The organism is Acinetobacter sp. X9 (genome assembly GCF_054889255.1).
The window spans coordinates 289,593-307,602 of sequence record NZ_CM142679.1 but is presented as its reverse complement, the minus strand read 5'-3'; the positions used below and the strand labels follow the sequence as shown (position 1 = coordinate 307,602).

The 18,010-nt window shown below is 38.9% G+C and carries 18 protein-coding genes; 5 read left to right on the top strand and 13 right to left on the bottom strand.

All coding sequences use genetic code 11. The features are described from left to right. Nucleotides 1-42: 42 nt before the first annotated feature. Nucleotides 43-990 carry a hypothetical protein gene (locus tag ACYU0V_RS01480; protein ID WP_002116860.1) on the bottom strand — a complete coding sequence of 316 codons (948 nt, stop codon included), beginning with the start codon at nt 988-990 and terminating at the stop codon, nt 43-45. 273 nt (nt 991-1,263) lie between these two features. Here ACYU0V_RS01480 and ACYU0V_RS01475 point away from each other — a divergent pair, with 273 nt between their 5' ends. After that, on the top strand, nt 1,264-1,602 hold the full coding sequence (locus tag ACYU0V_RS01475; RefSeq protein ID WP_002117013.1) for a hypothetical protein: 339 nt from the start codon (nt 1,264-1,266) through the stop codon (nt 1,600-1,602). 19 nt (nt 1,603-1,621) lie between these two features. Here the strand turns inward: ACYU0V_RS01475 and ACYU0V_RS01470 are convergent, their stop codons facing one another. The 9 genes from ACYU0V_RS01470 to ACYU0V_RS01430 all read right to left on the bottom strand — a co-directional run bounded on the left by ACYU0V_RS01470 (nt 1,622) and on the right by ACYU0V_RS01430 (nt 10,698). After that, a complete protein-coding gene (locus ACYU0V_RS01470; RefSeq protein ID WP_044099726.1) occupies nt 1,622-2,578 on the bottom strand; it encodes a cation diffusion facilitator family transporter in 957 nt (318 codons plus the stop codon). 132 nt (nt 2,579-2,710) lie between these two features. Beyond that, entirely contained in the window at nt 2,711-5,869 is a 3,159-nt protein-coding gene (locus ACYU0V_RS01465; RefSeq protein ID WP_461848780.1) for an efflux RND transporter permease subunit, read from the bottom strand. Further along, nucleotides 5,859-7,067, bottom strand: coding sequence for an efflux RND transporter periplasmic adaptor subunit (locus ACYU0V_RS01460; RefSeq protein WP_461848779.1), 1,209 nt, complete (start codon nt 7,065-7,067; stop codon nt 5,859-5,861). Before ACYU0V_RS01460 ends, ACYU0V_RS01465 begins: the two co-directional genes overlap by 11 nt. Beyond that, the gene (locus ACYU0V_RS01455) at nt 7,067-8,476 is read right to left on the bottom strand and encodes a TolC family protein (RefSeq protein WP_033848933.1); all 1,410 of its coding nucleotides are present in this window, start codon (nt 8,474-8,476) and stop codon (nt 7,067-7,069) included. Before ACYU0V_RS01455 ends, ACYU0V_RS01460 begins: the two co-directional genes overlap by 1 nt. A gap of 57 nt (nt 8,477-8,533) precedes the next feature. After that, nucleotides 8,534-8,926, bottom strand: a complete 393-nt coding sequence (locus ACYU0V_RS01450) for a cation efflux protein, CzcI-like (protein WP_033848935.1) — start codon at nt 8,924-8,926, stop codon at nt 8,534-8,536. A gap of 196 nt (nt 8,927-9,122) precedes the next feature. Continuing rightward, the gene (locus tag ACYU0V_RS01445; RefSeq protein WP_191113142.1) at nt 9,123-9,296 is read right to left on the bottom strand and encodes a hypothetical protein; all 174 of its coding nucleotides are present in this window, start codon (nt 9,294-9,296) and stop codon (nt 9,123-9,125) included. 144 nt (nt 9,297-9,440) lie between these two features. Then, entirely contained in the window at nt 9,441-10,058 is a 618-nt protein-coding gene (locus ACYU0V_RS01440; protein ID WP_017400516.1) for a methyltransferase family protein, read from the bottom strand. Further along, complete coding sequence (locus ACYU0V_RS01435; RefSeq protein WP_005067033.1) at nt 10,049-10,243, bottom strand: hypothetical protein; 195 nt, start codon at nt 10,241-10,243, stop codon at nt 10,049-10,051. The genes ACYU0V_RS01440 and ACYU0V_RS01435 overlap by 10 nt, the downstream gene beginning before the upstream one ends. Before the next feature lie 56 nt (nt 10,244-10,299). Beyond that, a complete protein-coding gene (locus ACYU0V_RS01430) occupies nt 10,300-10,698 on the bottom strand; it encodes a cation efflux protein, CzcI-like (RefSeq protein WP_032004912.1) in 399 nt (132 codons plus the stop codon). A 147-nt stretch (nt 10,699-10,845) separates the two neighbouring features. On the opposite strand from ACYU0V_RS01430, the gene ACYU0V_RS01425 reads away from it, so the two are divergent. Further along, a complete protein-coding gene (locus ACYU0V_RS01425; protein WP_033848938.1) occupies nt 10,846-11,538 on the top strand; it encodes a YidX family protein in 693 nt (230 codons plus the stop codon). A 107-nt stretch (nt 11,539-11,645) separates the two neighbouring features. On the opposite strand, the gene ACYU0V_RS01420 is transcribed toward ACYU0V_RS01425, so the two are convergent. Together ACYU0V_RS01420 and ettA are read right to left on the bottom strand one after the other, a co-directional pair. Further along, a complete protein-coding gene (locus tag ACYU0V_RS01420) occupies nt 11,646-12,239 on the bottom strand; it encodes a hypothetical protein (RefSeq protein ID WP_202744853.1) in 594 nt (197 codons plus the stop codon). A 179-nt stretch (nt 12,240-12,418) separates the two neighbouring features. Beyond that, nucleotides 12,419-14,080, bottom strand: a complete 1,662-nt coding sequence (ettA, locus tag ACYU0V_RS01415; RefSeq protein WP_005067029.1) for an energy-dependent translational throttle protein EttA — start codon at nt 14,078-14,080, stop codon at nt 12,419-12,421. Nucleotides 14,081-14,375: 295 nt separating this feature from the next. Between ettA and ACYU0V_RS01410 the strand changes: the two genes are divergently transcribed. Then, the gene (locus ACYU0V_RS01410) at nt 14,376-15,653 is read left to right on the top strand and encodes an O-acetylhomoserine aminocarboxypropyltransferase/cysteine synthase family protein (protein ID WP_017481748.1); all 1,278 of its coding nucleotides are present in this window, start codon (nt 14,376-14,378) and stop codon (nt 15,651-15,653) included. A gap of 119 nt (nt 15,654-15,772) precedes the next feature. Here the strand turns inward: ACYU0V_RS01410 and ACYU0V_RS01405 are convergent, their stop codons facing one another. After that, a complete protein-coding gene (locus ACYU0V_RS01405; protein ID WP_461848775.1) occupies nt 15,773-16,720 on the bottom strand; it encodes a GlxA family transcriptional regulator in 948 nt (315 codons plus the stop codon). Nucleotides 16,721-16,989: 269 nt separating this feature from the next. Here ACYU0V_RS01405 and ACYU0V_RS01400 point away from each other — a divergent pair, with 269 nt between their 5' ends. Next, a complete protein-coding gene (locus ACYU0V_RS01400; RefSeq protein WP_017386423.1) occupies nt 16,990-17,325 on the top strand; it encodes a DUF3817 domain-containing protein in 336 nt (111 codons plus the stop codon). Beyond that, nucleotides 17,322-17,747 carry a CopD family protein gene (locus ACYU0V_RS01395; protein ID WP_199113464.1) on the top strand — a complete coding sequence of 142 codons (426 nt, stop codon included), beginning with the start codon at nt 17,322-17,324 and terminating at the stop codon, nt 17,745-17,747. The genes ACYU0V_RS01400 and ACYU0V_RS01395 overlap by 4 nt, the downstream gene beginning before the upstream one ends. Nucleotides 17,748-18,010 lie beyond the last annotated feature (263 nt).

The following is an 18,010-nucleotide window of genomic DNA, read 5'->3' as shown; positions in this document are numbered from 1 at the left end:
AAATAAAAAGCCAATCAATGATTAGCTTTTTTATATACTCTATCAACCCGCAATTCCCACTTGTACTTCAAGGCGACCTGACTGCACTCGTAGTCCTCTAATTTCAAACTGATCGACTAACTGCTGCACAAGCTCGCGACTTTCTCTCAAAATATTCAAGCCCGGTAAAATACTAAAATCAGTCAAACTTAAAAGCTTTTCAACCATCCATGAACGGTTGTTAATAAAGTCAATAAATCCTGCTTGCTCTAGGTCAATAAACCACATGCGGTGGCCATCGCGTTGGATTCCGGGAATATCACCAATCAAATGATTAATAAGTGATGGAATAGGCAACATATTTACCACTTCGAAACCAACTCGACCAATACGGCGCACAGCCCAATTTGACAAGGTACCGCCATGTCGAATCTGCACATCGAGACTTTCATCCATTTGTCGCAAGCGTAAGAATTTTTCCTGCCCAATACGGCATTCCAATACTTTAAAATCCAAACTCAAACGATACATGAAGCGATGATAATGCCCATCGATCTCGACTTGGAAACTGTCATTGCCGCACTTGATTTTAATATCATCAATTTCTGAGCGATCAATACGCTTACGAATTTGATTATTTAATAACATTTCGGGTAAGTACAACGTTAAGGTACTTTTGCCCAAAAAAGTTCGCGCCATAATCAACGCGACTTGGCGTGCTGTTTCACTGGTTTCAGACACCATATCTCTTACCGTGCCTGCTGCCAGATTTGTCATTCCGACAACTCCACGTCGTGTATGAGTAGTTACTTGATCGAGCGCGTCCAAAGCAGCATCAGCAACCTCTGCAATATTACGTGTCGTGTCGCTAGCAAACCCAACTGCATCTTGGGCATGTTGCAATGTCTTATGCAGTAATCGACGAGATAATGACGGTTTAGCGGTATCTGGGGTAGCTAAAACCGATGCTGTCGTTGTAGGCTGCGACTTATTGTCATCTTGTTGACCCAAGTCCCTCTCTCCTTTTTATATTTATCCCACATCCTATTCGAGTATTTAAGCTCATTTATTGTGCTAATCACACTTCATTTTTCTGTAGATTAGCATGCTCTACAATATTATTTTAATTTTTATGTGTACGGATAAATCATCTGTTTTTTATATTTCTTTGTTTATTCATAAGTAATTTTTCTGCTAACTCAACGCATTTCATCGATATCTTACAAATTTTTTTCTTTCTGCACATTTCCGTTAGAATAGATTCAAACTAAATGTGGAGTTCTCATGCAATATCGTTGCCCTAAATGTCAAAGTGTTAAAATTATGCCTGTGAGCCAAGGCGTGAACAGCGCAAAACCTGTCGTTCCTAAAAGTCTGGTTATCTTGATTCCTGCAATTTTTGTGCTTTTATTGTTAGTAGTCATTAGCATCTTTATGTGGATTTTTGGCAATGGTGCAGGTAGTTCTCTTCAAATCGCAACAGTAGTTGCATTTGTGGTTACTGTAGGGGCAGGTTTTATGTTCTGGCGTGATTTGCCTGATTTTAAACTGTCTATGCAAGCATTTATGCAGTCACAAAAACACTGGAAATGCCGTGACTGCAATAACGAATGGGAAATTTAAAAAAACTGTTCACATCAGCTTAATGCTGATGTGAATGTGTATTGTCTGCATCATCATGTTTGTGCGAAGCATGCTGAGCAATATGCTGGCAATTAATCTCGGCATCGTCCTCAATTTGCAATGTCACTTCACCAATACCATGTTCATGAGAAAGCATTTCAACAGCATCTTGATACAACTTGGTACGGTCAGCTTCTGGCGCAAATAAGTGCACGGTTAAATGGATGTTTTTAGACGTAATCGCCCACACTTTGAGTTGGTGAATACTCTCAACACCATTTAAAGAAAGTAAATCTGCACGTAGCTTCTCAATATCGACCTCTTCGGGTACACCTTCGAGCAAAATGTTAATACTTTGCTTAAGTAAAACCCATGTTCTTGGCAGCACCCAAAATCCAATCAGTACAGCAATAAGCGTGTCAATCCAGTACCAATTAGTGAAGTAAATAATAATTGCACCAATAATAACGCCTACCGAACCTAGTGCATCACTCAATACTTCTAAATAAGCACCTTTCACATTTAGGCTGTTATTGGCACTCGACATCAGGATTTTCATTGAGATGAGGTTAATTACCAAACCAATAGTCGCTACAACCAGCATGCCCACACTTTGAATTTCAGGTGGCTTAGAGAATCGGATATAGGCTTCATATAAAATATAAATTGCCACCACGAACAGCATGAGTGCATTAAATAAAGCAGCCAGAATTTCAAAGCGTTGATAACCAAAAGTACGCTTATTATCAGCGGGACGTTTTGAAATCTGAATTGCGACCAGAGCAATTGCCAAAGCAGCTGCATCTGTAAACATATGCGCAGCGTCAGAGAGCAAAGCCAGACTTTGTGTGATTAAACCTGCAATAACCTCAACAATTAAAAATGTCGTAGTAAGCGCCAAGGCAATCGTTAATTTCTTGGCATTACCTTCAGTCACTACAGCATGACTATGGTCATGACCATGTTGTCCACCCATTTTGCGGACTCCTTATTATTTATCTTTATGGTGAGGTAAAAGTAACCATGAATTCATGTTTACCTTTACCTGTTTCAAATACTTTTCTGACTCAAACTTTTGCATCAAAAAAGATATCTCAAATCGATGACATTATGAATGCCCAACTTTATTCGTCTTGCTTTCATTCATCCATCGATAAATGACTGGCAATAAAACCAGTGTTAGTATCGTAGATGAAATAATGCCACCGATTACTACCGTTGCCAAAGGTCGTTGTACCTCTGCACCCGTTCCAGTTGCCAAAGCCATTGGAATAAAACCGAGGGAAGCAACGAATGCCGTCATTAATACAGGGCGTAATCGCAGTACAGCACCTTTCCAAGTTGCAGCATGAACATCTAGAGTTGCTCTTAGCTCTTTAATGAATGTGAGCATTACCAGACCATTCAATACCGCAACACCTGATAGAGCGATAAACCCGACTCCAGCAGACATAGAAAGCGGAATATCTCTCAGCCATAAAGCCACTAATCCACCGGACAAAGCGAAAGGAACCCCGCTAAATACAAGTAAACTATCTTTAAAGTTACTAAATACCGCCATCAGCAATACAAAGATCATGATGAGCGCCATCGGCACAACGATTTGCATTCTTGCAGTGGCAGAAGCAAGATTCTCAAATTGTCCTCCATAACCCAACCAATAACCGCTAGGTAGCTTTTGCTGCGCCAGTTTGCTTTGCATCTCTTGTACAAAAGACCCAAGGTCACGATCACGCACATTTGCTGTCACAATCACTCGGCGTTTGCCATTTTCACGGCTCACTTGAGCAAGGCCCAGAATATTCTCAACCTTGGCAACATCTTGTAACTGGATCAGACCGCCGTTTGGTAAGCGAATAGGTAACTGAGCTAATTGCTGAGGCGTACGCATGTCTTCCTGCAAACGAATCACAAAATCGAAACGTCTATCACCCTGTAAAATTTGACCTACACTCTGTCCTCCAATACTCGCAGCGACAATATCCTGAATAGACTTGACTGATAATCCATATTGAGCAGCTAGTGCATGATCAACATCTACATTCAGTAGTGGTAAACCCTCAGTCTGTTCAACTTTGACTTCACTAGCACCTGGAATACTACGTAGCTGTTGGGCTATTTTTTCCGCTTCCTGATTGAGGACCTGCATATCATCCCCAAAAACTTTCACCCCGATATCACTACGTACACCTGAAATGAGTTCATTAAAACGTAGTTCAATCGGTTGCGAGAATTCACTGTTATTACCAGGAATCTGATTCACGAATTGCAGCATTCTGGTACGCAATTCATCTATCGTTTCTTTAGGGTTTGGCCATTGATCGTGTGGTTTTAATAGAACAATACCATCGGAAATATTAGGAGGCATGACATCGGTAGCAACCTCGGCTGTTCCTGTTCTTGCAAAAATGGCTTTAATTTCGGGAAAAGCTTTCAGTAACTGCTTTTCCACATTCTCCTGAATCTTAAGTGACTCTTCTATGCCTGTGCTCGGTGCACGCATGAGTTGTAGTGCAAAATCACCCTCACTGAGTTGAGGTGCGAACTCACTCCCCACTCTTGTTGCAATAGCACTTGTCAAAATTAAGATGCTGACCGCTGCTGTGACAACAACATATCGAAAGGCATATGCTTTATCGAGTAAGTCTGCATAACCTTTTTTCAGTGACATCATCCAGCGGCTTTCTTTTTCCTTCACCTCACCTGTAACAAACAAAGCAACAGCTGCTGGAACAAAAGTCACGGATAAAATAATTGCTCCCAATAACGCTAAAACAACGGTCATTGCCATAGGATGGAACATTTTTGCTTCTACGCCTGCCAAAGCAAAAATTGGCAAGTACACGACCATAATGATGATCTGACCAAATATTAATGGTCGTCGTGCTTGTTTAGCGGCTAGAAAGACCTCCGTGAAACGTTCTGAACGTGTTAATAAACGACCTTTTAAATGCTGTGCTTCAGCCAAACGCCGAATACAGTTTTCAACAATAACAACTGCTCCATCAACAATGATCCCGAAGTCCAAAGCACCCAGACTCATCAGGTTGGCACTGATTTTTTGTTCTGCCATCCCTGTTAAGGTAAAAAGCATTGCCAATGGGATAATACACGCAGTGATCAAAGCGGCCCGAAAGTTTCCTAAAAAAATAAAAAGGATAACGATGACTAAAATCGCCCCTTCAATTAAATTTTTAGCTACTGTTTTAATTGCTTTATCTACGAGACTACTACGATCATAGACTGTTTCAATCACAACGCCCTGAGGGAGTGATCTTTGAATTTCCTGAACTTTGTCATCAATCGCCTTGGCAATGGTTTTACTGTTTTCACCCATCATCATCATGGCGATACCTAAAACAGTTTCCTGTCCATTATAGGTAGCACCACCCGTACGCAAATCATGACCAATCGATACTGATGCAACATCTGCAACCCGTATGGGTAAACCGTTTTTAGTGGCAACCGTAACGTTCTGGATATCTTGTATTGACGTCAGCATACCGGGAACACGAACGGTGAGTTGCTGGCCATTTTCTTCAATAAATCCAGCACCACGGTTTTCATTATTATTTTGAAGCGCATCCTGTAAATCAGTGAGTGGAATTTGCAACTGTTGTAACCGTGTCAGATCTGGAGAGACCACATAGGTTTTGTTATATCCACCAATGCTATTAACTTCTGCCACTCCTTGTACGCGTTGTAACTGGGGCCGAATAATCCAGTCCTGAATTTCGCGCAAGTCCATCGCGCTATAGGCTGAACCATCTGCCTTTTTAGCATTTGGCTCTGCTTTTACAACCCATTGATAAATCTCACCGAGTCCAGTTGAAATTGGAGACATTTGCGGATCAATGCTATCTGGTAAAGCACTCTTTGCTTCTTGTAAACGCTGGTTAATCAGCTGTCTTGCCCAGTAAATGTCTGTGCCATCTTTAAAGATAATCGTGACCTGAGAAAGGCCATATCTGGAAATTGAACGAGTCTGTTCCAGATTTGGAATACCAGACATGGCATTTTCAATCGGATAAGTAATCCTTTGCTCAACTTCCGGCGCAGTAAAGCCATTAGCCTGACTATTGATTTGTACCTGTACATTGGTGATATCAGGCACGGCATCAATTGAAAGTTTTTGGTAGCTATAAATTCCGACACCAATCCAAGCAATGACAAACATCATGACCCAAATGGCGTTGTTAATTGAAAACTGAATAATTCGATCAAACAAACCTTCAGCCTTTGGCAAATCAGGTTTATTAATGTCCATGCTCAGCCTCCCCTTTTTCAAGTTCGGACTTGAGCAAGAAACTACCTTGAGTCACATATTGCTGCTTTTCAGTAATTCCAGATTTAACCTCTACCCAGTGTGCATCTGAAGAATAATTACCTAACTCAACTGCAACAGGAGCAAAATGAATTTTGTCCTTCTCTTGTTTTGCAATAAAGACGACATTCTTGCCATCAATCTGTTGTATCGCTGTCTTGTTAACTCGTAATACAGTCGCTGCATTATTTTGTTTCAGTAACACATTGACCATTAAGTTAGGACGTAATTCTTTTGAAGGTGTGAGTACCTTGGCACGAACCTGTAGACGACCAGTTTGAGTATCTGCTTCTGAAGTTAAACTTTGTACCTGTGCTTTAAAAATATTATTCGTTTGCAGTGATTTAAATTCAATTTCCTGATTAGGCTGAATATTGGTATTTGCACTTGGTAGCACAAATTCAACCCATAACTGATCTAGGCGATCAATAACAAATAACTGTTTTTCAGGACCAATTTGCTCACCAATGACAATATCTTTACTACTGATTACACCGCTTAAAGGTGCAGTTAAAACATATCGACCTTTACTTGAGCGATTCGCTCCCAAAGCAGATAAGCGGCTATTTGCAGCCTGCACCTGAATCTGTGCCTGACGATAAGCATTGTAAGCGCGCTGGTAATCTTGACGTGCTGAAACCCCTTGTTCCCACAATTGTTTTTCACGTTGATAATCTTGCTGGGCTAATGTCAGTGCTTCTTGTGCCATGCTTAAGTTAGCTTGTTGATCGACTAGATCCGGCACAAATAAAGTCGCAAGTGCCTGCCCCTTTTCAACTTGTTGTCCCAGCGCAACATTTACGCTGTCTACTCGTGCAGAAAAAGTTGAAGAGACATGTGCTTGCTGGTCTGTATTTACAACAAGTTTGGCAGGATACGAGAGATTCTGCTCAACTTCTCCACGTCCTACTTGCTCTAACTTCACTCCATATTCAACCAGTTGCTTAGACGTGAGGTTTAAACTGCCTTCCTCTTTTTCAGATTCTTCATGACCAACTTCACCCTCTGCATGCTCTTCTTCACCTTCATCAGTATTAGGCTGTTTTTTTCCAGAGAAAAATAACCAAGCACTTAAAGCAAGGCAGACAATCAGCAATAAAAGAGCAATAAGCCATTGGTTTTTCATTTTTTTAACTGACATTACTCTGCCCCTCCAACTGTCGGCAACTTATAGGTGTCTTGCCATAAATTTTGATTAATTTGATTTAATGCATCTCCAGACATCACCATATTTGGATCGATCCCGAGAGCTAAACTTTCTGCCTCAATTGCTTTTTGCCAAGCAGATTTAAGGAGTTGAACTTTCTTCAAACGTTGTTCTTGTAATTGAAGGGTAGATTGCTGAACATCGGTAATTGCAAATTTACCGACTTTAAAGCCAAGCAACATTTTCTCTTGTACCGTCTCTGATAAAGGGACTTGCTGCTCATTCATTAAATTATATTGCTGCTTTAAACCCGCTAACTCGTACTGTAGAGTACGAATAGAATTCTCGCTTTGCTTTTTATAAAAGCTTTGCTGCTGGTCAATTAAATCGAGTTTGCTTTGAGCAACTTTGAGTGCATATTGCTGGCGATTAAAAATATTTAAAGGAACTGCAATACCTACTCGAATCTGATTTTCGGTACTACTCGTTTCTGCGGTTTTACTACGAACCACGCCCATATTTACAGTAGGCGTAGGCCGATTTTTTGCCTTTAAATAATTAATTTCAGAATTTTGTTGTATTGCTTGAAGCCGCAGGGACTGTTCTAACAAATTCTGTTTTAGATATTGATCGATATCACCTTCATTTTTTAAAGGCCATGCACTTTTTATATCTGGACGTAATGTGAAGTTATCTTCTGTCTCACCCCATAAGTTAGCCAATTTTCTTTTAGCACTACTCAGTGATAATTCAACTTCCTGATATAAACGCTGATTTTCAACATGCGTCATGAGAGTTCGATCTAAATCAACCTGAGCAATACTGCCTGCCTGAAAGCGTAAGCGGGTAGCATCTAAAAGGTTCTTACTCGTTCTTAACTGGGCTTTAGCAACTTCATGTTCAAGCTCTAAAATAGATACTTGTGACCATAAATATTTTACCGCCAGCTTCAGTTGAGCCTCATATAAAACCTGATTTAACTCAACTTGATTTTGCTGAACACTTGCTAGTTTTTTTGCTGCGGAACGTACACCAAAAATATCTAGTTTTTGCGAGATCCCAAGTTCTAATTCCTGATCTTTTCCAGATTTAAAACCCGTTTGCTGTACAGAAACCGTCGGATTTTCCCATAGCTGGCTCTGTTTGATATTGCTCTCGGCGATATCTTGTTGAGTTTGCCAAATTCCTGTTTGAGTCTGAAACTGCTTAACCTGATCGAGCACCTGTTCAAACGTTAAAACCTTCTGTACACGCTGTGGTTGTGTATTCTCAGCAAGGTTCTGATTTGAACTGGCTGCGTTTGTTACGACACCAGTTGAAAGTGCAACAGCAACAACTAATGATTTAAATATCCAAGACGTACTCAGACTAACGAAACGTTTTTCGTATAAAAAAATAGACATAAATTAACCCTATGAAATAAATAATATTTCTGGTGGGTTATTTTTCGGCTACCCCACCTATAGCAGGGTTAAAACAGGAGGCGGGTCTTGTTTAGAAATATGAGGGGACTTATAAGAATTGGACCAATAATATTGTTGTTTTGGCTCAGATGACTGTATTAACGGCGAAATAATTTTTTCTTGTGCTTCTACAATCACAACATGAAAACATGAAGGTAAATGGTCATGATGATCAGACAAGGTTAAAGGAGCTTTATGTGTCCCTACGATATCTGTCTTTTCCGTATGGCTATGCTGTGAAGCTTCATAACTCAACGCTGCATGATGACCAAAATGATGTAATGCCTTTTCCTGATTTTCATGGGCGCAAAATGCCGCTGCCACATTCCATAAACTTTGGAATATAAGCAAACAGAATAAGACGGACATGAAAAGTGCAGAACGTGGCAACAGCACACCATTAAACTAAGAAGTTGAACAAAGCCACTATAGCAGGCAGTGGGCATGTAATAAAATTACATCTATAAGTAGCAGTATAGAAATGATTCTAATCTCGCTTGAGTAAAGATAAGAATAAATCATTAAGAATCTTTATCTTTACTCATAGGAAACTAATTATTAATTAATTAGTTTCCTACAAAAGAAATTATTTACGCTTACAAGTTAAATGAGGGTTCTTACTTTCTTCAGCTTTAGCTTTTGTTTCTTGCTGAGACTTAATATTCTTTTCGAGGAATATTAACCCTCCATCAGCATGAGCCAAACTTGTTGAAAGAAGTAAAACCATCAAAGCCGATTTTGTATTTAGTTTAATAGACATAATAATCACCAGATCTAAATATTCCGAATTTATTTAAGGGCTTAGCCCAGAAATAAAATTAATTTTTCGCATGCTTTAGTTAATCAATTCAGGACAAATCTTCTGAGTCTCTAAGAAGCATGCGGATATACTTTCATTTCATTTTTAGAACCAACTAAACAATGAAGGGAGAACACCGTGCAGTCGCAACTCATCAAAAAGTTGGACTAAGGCCGCAACCCAGATAAACCACACCACCTGCGTCAAAAAAATACGGAAATGCTTCGGTGAAACCTGATAGAACTCAGGCTCTTTAAAATTTTTGAAACTTGGTAAAAAGCGTGGAATTGTCTTTATATAATCTGAATATGCAGTTCCATATTTTTCACTCAGGAATGCTTCTTCTTGGCGTATAACAAAATGGTAATAACAGAGAAAATAAAGCGTGAATACTATTGGAAAGATAAACGTCTCTGTAATCAACATGATCCCGACTCCACCCAGATAACTAAACAGATAGAGTGGATTTCTACATAAAGAATAGGGACCGTCTGTCACCAACTTGGCATTCTTAAATCCGGAAATGTAAAGACTGCACCATATTCTTCCCATTACTCCGATGCCCACAAAAAACCATCCAAAGAACCATAAAATATGTTCTATAAATGCCGCTTGGAAATGCCATTTACTAAAACTTAAAGCAAGAATAATAGCTAAAATCAGCCCAATCACTCGGGAGCTCACAGTTCTAACACGGGGGGAAAATAAAATATTCATTTCCATAAACCTCCATCACTGTGAATCATCAGAGATGAGATAACCGACTCATTAAAATGATATTTTTGTTTTCCCGAAAGATTTGACAGAACCTTATATCCCGCCTTGTCATTAACATAAAGACGTGAATGTTTAAGCGAGTAATCTACATAGAAGATTGCTGCGCTTTGTTTGCACATATAATTAAGCATAAAATAACCCTTTGAAATAAATAAATTTCTGGTGGGTTATTTTTCGGCTACCCCACCTATAGCAGGGTTAAGACAGGAGGGGGATTTAAAGAGCCAAGATACGGAGACTGATAAGAATTAGACCAGTAATAGATTTGTGAAAGCTCATGTACACGCACAAAAGGTTCTTGAGCTTGTTGTGCATTTTCAGTCATCACTACATGAAAACATGAAGGTAAATGATCGTGATGATCTTGCCAGCTTAATGGAGCATTCTCAGAATTTTCTACAATACCCACATGTTCAGTCTGCATATGGTCTGAAGATTGATATACATTTAAATCTGCATGATGACCGAAATGTTGTAATGTCTTTTCCTGATTTTTATGCACGCAAAATGCCGCTGCCACATTCCATAAGCTTTGGAATATAAGCAAACTAAACAAGACGGACATAAAAACTGTAGAACGTGGCAACGGTACACCATGACAGTAAATTGCACAAAGTCACTATAGCAAGCGATAGCAATGTAATAAAATTACAAAATGATTTTTGGTTAATTTATCGCTGTTTTAAAAAAGTTTTTTCTTTAGAAAAATTAATTTCCTGTTTGAGTTCCTGCAATGTATAAACTATTTTCCACCCTACTCGTTGTCGTCTGTTTAAATTTGAGTGCTTGTGCCACGACATTACTTTCAGAAGCTTTACCTAACGAAACCACAAAAACCGAGAAAATCATTTTAGCAAAAGATCAAATCATTGCTTTAGGACAAGCTGTTCAAAACCAGCAAGAACAAGGGATCGTCTTTGTAGGTCAAGATTTTAGTTATTTAATGACCGAGGGAAGCGCTGAGCTATCAAAACTTCTTCATGCAATCCCAGCAGACCAACGAAGTCTGACCAGTCCATCCCCACTGGTACTGACCATGGATGATCCCAATCATTTTCATGGTGTTTTACAAATACGCTATAACACGCGTATGGTTGATTTAAATGACTCGCAAAAAAAATTATTAAAGTCTCTCGCCTTTAGACAAAATTTCGATATCATTCAAAATCAACAAACGGCACCTTATCCTTATATCAATATTTTCTTTAAAGGCCAGCTTTATCAATCACAGGAAGCTAAAAAGGTCCAGAAAACCTTAGCGCAACCCTATCCGATTATCCTGCAACAGGAAAATAAAATTACCAAAAAACATCCTTTGAAAAAGGCGACCCGTATGGTGCTCTATCCATTTGCCATGACCTTCGACGTGATTACGGTCGTTCCGTCACTGATGTGGGCTGATTTACGAGGCGAATTTAATAATTAATATTTCCAAATCCTTAAATAAAAAAACCAGCCCTTAGGCTGGTTTTTTTAAATAAAAATCAACTAGCAATATATTATTCCAAATGGCTTATTTAACTAACCTAGGATTTATTGCTGTTTTTGCAGATCAGAAGAGAAACGAATTACAACATCATCAACAACTTTATTAAATGCTTGATTGATCGACATTGGCTGCACATTCTCAATAGGCGCTTTTTTATTTCCAACGGTTGTTAAAATCATATGTGGGTAACGTTGAGAAGTTTCTTTACCTTGAGCATCAACATAATTAAATTTAAACTCATATTTATCAGCAATCGCATTACCAACAGCGCCAAAAGTCAAACCAGTTAAAACTCCTTTACCTGCAGCTTCACCCAAATCGGCCACATTATTCGCAGTTAAATGTAATTTTGCCTGCTTCTCGCCATTCGACTGAGCTGTTGGAGAAAATACGCCTGTTGCTCTTAAACTACGCTCAACTGCAGATTGTAGTTCTTTACCTGCTTTTGGAATAACCTCTCCATTCCTCTGAAACTCAGTAGTTAAAACCACTGGAATAGGTTGAGCTGGTCTTTTAATTTCCGAATAAGTGACAGACTTATAAGCAGGATCAACATACGATTTTACTGAAAGGCATCCAGTAAGTTGTGTAGCTACAGCTACCCCTAAAGCAATAGTATAAAGTTTAATTTTTTTCATGATTTTCCAAAGAGGTATATTTACCTTTTAATAAATTGAGACACAATATTAATCTTAATAAATTAAAAATATAAGTATAAATTCAATCACTTTAGAGATTTTTAATTTCTCATTTCTTAATATTTTTGAATAGGAAATAAAAAACCAGCCCTTAGGCTGGTTTTTTAAATTTTCAGAGATTATCCGCTAATTTTTTTGTATTTAGTACGTTTTTGAACAGCGTCTTCACCTAAACGTGACTGACGGTATGCTTCATATTCTGCATAGTTACCTGTGTAGAATTCTGGCTGTTCATTTTCGAATGACAAGATGTGTGTCGCGATACGGTCAAGGAACCAACGGTCATGCGATACCACCATTACCGTACCTGGGAATACAAGAATTGCATCCTCAAGCGCACGTAAAGTTTCAATATCCAAGTCGTTTGATGGCTCATCCAGTAAGATAACGTTTGCACCTTGCTGTAAAATTTTCGCAAGTTGTAAACGGTTACGCTCACCACCAGACAATTCGCCTACACGTTTTTGCTGGTCTTGGCCTTTAAAGTTAAAGCGGCCGATATAAGCACGTGAAGCAATTTCATAATCGCCCACTTTCAAGATATCTAAACCACCAGACACTTCTTCCCAAACAGTTTTGTTATTGTCTAGAGTGTCGCGAATCTGCCCCACGTAAGCCACTTTAACTGACTCACCTAAAGTCACAGTACCTGTATCAGGTTGCTGTTCGCCAGTCATCATACGGAATAAAGTCGTTTTACCCGCACCGTTTGGACCAACGATACCTACAATTGCTGTTGGAGGTACAGTAAACGATAAGTTTTCGTACAATACGCGGCCGTCAAATGATTTGCTGATACCTTCCACTTCCACAACTTTATTACCCAAACGAGGGCCAGGTGGAATGTAGATTTCAGACGTTTCATTACGTTGCTGGAATTCTTTAGAGTTAAGCTCTTCAAAACGCTCCATACGCGCTTTGTTTTTCTTTTGCTGACCTTTCGCATTTGAACGAACCCATTCAAGTTCTTTTTTCAAAGCTTTAGCAAAAGATTCTTCTTGTTTCTGCTCTTGTTCTAAACGAGCATTTTTTTGCTCTAACCAAGAAGAATAGTTACCTTGGTAAGGAATACCATGTCCACGGTCAAGCTCCAAGATCCACTCGGCAACGTTATCTAAGAAATAACGGTCGTGCGTAATCGCAACGATTGTGCCAGGGAAATCTTTCAAGAAGCGCTCTAACCAAGAAACAGATTCTGCATCTAAATGGTTCGTCGGTTCGTCAAGAAGCAACATGTCTGGCTTCGAAAGCAATAAACGGCAAAGTGCTACACGACGGCGTTCACCACCTGAAAGCTTAGTTACATCCGCATCCCAAGCTGGAAGGTTCAAGGCATCTGCCGCGATTTCAAGCTGGTTATTTAAGTTATGTGCATCCCAAGCATGGATAATTGATTCTAATTTTTCCTGCTCTTTTGCAAGTGCATCAAAATCAGCATCTGGATCTGCATATTCTGCAAAAACCTGATCAAGGCGCTCTAATGCATCTAAAGCTTCACGCACGCCATCTTCAACGTTACCACGAACGTCTTTAGTCGGATCAAGAGGTGGCTCTTGCTCTAAATAGCCGATTTTAATTCCAGGTTGTGCACGAGCTTCACCAGAGAAATCTTTATCTACGCCAGCCATAATACGAAGCAAGGTAGATTTACCTGCACCGTTCAAACCGAGCACACCAATTTTGGCACCCGGGAAAAATGATAAAGAGATATCTTTTAAGATTTCGCGCTTTGGCGGAACCATCTTAGACACTCGGTTCATCGTATAAATATATTGGGCCACGCAGGACTCCTCAATTGAAAAACCAATACATCGCATAAGCGATAAATAATCGCGCGTATTATACGCTGAAAACCTCGATGACTTGAAGTTATGATTTCCATCGTACGGATTTATCAAACAATTTTCTTTTTCAATAAGTTGCAAAATGTTTATGGATAAGATTTGTACAGCGTTTCAGCGTATATTTTTCTATCTATATTCCTAAAATTAGAAAACAAACCAGAATTTGTGCAATTTTCTATTTAACTTTTAAGCTAGACTCGCTCAATATTTAACTCACGAAGATGAAGTAATCATGACTTATAAAGATGAAACCTTAGCCATTCATGCTGGCTACTCACCCGAAGCAACAACAAAAGCGGTTGCAGTCCCTATTTATCAAACCACTTCGTATGCATTTGATAATACACAGCACGGTGCCGACCTTTTCGATTTAAAAGTTCAGGGCAATATTTATACTCGCATTATGAACCCGACCACTGCTGTGCTTGAGCAACGCCTTGCTGCACTCGAAGGCGGAATTGGTGCTTTAGCCTTGGCTTCTGGAATGGCAGCGATTACCTATGCTGTCCAAACGATTACAGAAGCGGGAGACAACATTGCCTCCGTCTCAACTTTATATGGCGGAACTTATAATTTATTTGCCCACACCTTACCAAAACAAGGCATTGAAGTTCGCTTTTTTGATTATCAACAGCCTGAAAGCTTACGTAACTTAATTGATGATAAGACTAAACTTGTTTTTGTTGAATCAATTGGGAATCCACTCGGAAATATTATCGATTTAGAAGCAATTTCAAAAATTGCACATGAATATGGCGTACCTGTCATCGTCGATAATACGGTTGCCACCCCTGCCTTATTAAAACCATTTCAATATGGCGCCGACATCGTCATCCATTCGCTTACTAAATATATTGGTGGTCATGGCAATAGTATTGGTGGTGCAATTATCGATAGCGGTAAATTCCCTTGGGGTAAATATCCAGAGCGTTTTAAAGTTTTGAACACGCCAGACCCAAGTTATCACGGCGTTAATTATGTTGAGGCATTAGGTGAGGCTGCCTATATAGCACGAGCTCGCGTTGTACCATTGCGTAATACAGGTGCTGCAATTAGCCCACTGAGTGTTTTCTTGATTTTACAAGGTCTAGAAACTCTAAATCTCCGCATGGAGCGTCATACTGAAAATGCGCAAAAAATTGCAGAGTATTTACAGACCCATCCAAAAGTAAAATGGGTGAATTACGCAGGTTTAAAAGATCATCCACAGCACCAGCTTGCTCAAAAATATGTAAAAGGTAAACCTTCTGCAATTTTATCTTTCGGTGTACAAGATGGGCGTGAAGGCGGTACTCGATTCATCGATGCACTTCAGCTATTTACTCGTCTGGTGAATATTGGTGATGCTAAAAGTTTGGCTTGCCACCCTGCAACTACGACTCACCGCCAGCTCAATGAACAAGAGCTTAAATCTGCTGGTGTAAGTGAAGATATGGTTCGTCTTTCCATTGGAATTGAGCATATTGATGACTTAATTGCCGATTTAGAACAAGCACTTTCAGCTGTATAACTTTTAAACTATTTATCAAGCCTCTGGAAATAGAGGCTTTTTTATGGCTATATTAAATTCAATTTAAATCTATATTCACTTGAAACAGCTAATTGATCTATTCATACAAAACAATTAATTCAAGATGAAAGATAAAAAATAAATTTAGCCCGATAGACGCTAGGACTAACACCTACACTATTTTTAAATCGAGTTCGAAAAGTGACAGGAGAATTAAAACCACAGCATAAGGCAATTTCTTCAATCGACTGTGAAGAAGTTTCAAGTAATTCCTGAGCTCGTTGTATGCGCATGGTGAGCAACCATTGTAATGGTGTAGTTCCAATCTGTTCACGGAAACGTCGGGCAAATGTTCTTGGGCTCATATTTGCTTTACAAGCAAGTAATTTAATATCAATCTCGTCATCTAGATGAGTGTTCATCCACTCCAATAGCGTCGCTAAGCTATCACGTGTCTCTGGTATTTCATATTGGATAAACTGCGCTTGTCCCCCATCACGATTTAATGGAGCGACAGCAAGCTTTGCAGCCTGAGCAGCCACGCTTTGCCCATAATCCCGACGCACAAGATGTAAACACATATCCAGTCCAGATGAAGCCCCAGCTGAAGTTATAAGACGCTCTTCATCAACGAACAATACTTTGGGATCGACCTTAATCTTGGGATATCGAGTAGCCAGCTCCTCTGCAAGCATCCAATGGGTAGTGGCCCGATATCCATCAAGAAGGCCCGTTTCTGCTAAAACAAACGCTCCCGAACAAATTGAAGCAATTCTTGCTCCTTTTTGCCACGCTTTAAGAATTGCAGTTTTTACTTTGGGATTAAGGGGCTGTTTAGGATCTTTAATACCAGGAATAATAATGGTGTCTGCATCAATAAGATGATCAAGCCCCAAATGTGCCTGAAGCGTAAACGCTCCTGTATTTACATACTCAGCTTCGCCACAAACTTTTACACAATAGCCCATTTCACCATTTAATAACCGTACAAAACCAAAGACTTCGCATGGAATACCCAAATCAAATGGAATGAAATCATGTAAAGCTAAAATGGCTACCGTATGCATTGGTGAGAGCTCAATTAAAAACTTTTCCTATCTTGGCAGAAATCAAATTGGCAGTAAATGAACGGTTATTGTCATTTCTGCCACTCATAACAATAGGTTAATACTGACAAAATTATCCGTAGTAATTTTTATGTCAAAACTATGAATGGAAACACTATTCTCTCAGCTCAGCTTGTCTATTTTCAAAATATAGAATGAATAGCTATCTCCCCCCATTCTTAGTATCGATAAATTAAATCTTCAAATGGGCTAGATACGGATCAATAAATATGGCTAATCCGAAAGCACAAAATATTACTCAATTTCAAAAATTGAAATTTTTTTCACTATTAGAGACAATTTCTTTGCTGTTATTGGTTGTTGTTGCAGTACCTTTAAAATATTTCAATGGATGGGATACAGGTGTTCATTTTATGGGGCCTATCCATGGGCTTACATTTTTTGTCTATTTATGGTTCGCGGTACAAACTATAACCGAGAGCAAATGGACACCATTAGAACTATTAAGATTAGTGGTAGTTACACTTATTCCGTTCGGTGTTTACTTTAATCTATCATTTATAAAAAATAAAATGACTAATGTAGACGAAGCTCAATCATCATGATCGAGCTTTTTACGACATTAAACCCATGGCTTAAAGCTATACATATAGTATCAATGACCATTTTTATAAGTGGCGTTCTTGCTGCTTCGTTTTCATTTAAAATAGATCTGGATATTACTGAAAATATCCATATTCCTATTTGGGCTCAGCGTGAGTATCGATGGGATCAAATTATGACGACCCCAGCGCTCTTTATTACTTTTGCCTCGGGTTTAATCATAGCAATTCATGGTCAATGGTTCAGCTCTAAGTGGCTACCTGCAAAAATTGTATTCGTACTTATTTTGGCAGGTATTCATGGATTCCAAGCTAAGCTTTTACGGCAGATCGCAAATGGTATAAATGTAAGAAAAAAACAAGCAACATTGATTATCCTCATCTGTACTATTTCAATCATCGTTCTTGCCATTATTAAGCCATAACATTGCTGTTCATTATTTAAGCAGTAAAAATCTATTAAACAATTATCATATTATTCAGAAGATTAGAGTAAATAAAATAATATCTCAATCTACATTTTAGAGTTTTTACTCTAAATAAATTGTTAAATTTCATATATTTACAGACTAGACAATTTTTAAACATCTATTAAGATAAAGACAATATTTATGAGTTCATCTGGATGAATCTACGGTTGTAAAAAATAAAAATTACATACCGGAATAAATAGTCCCTGCCCCTACTT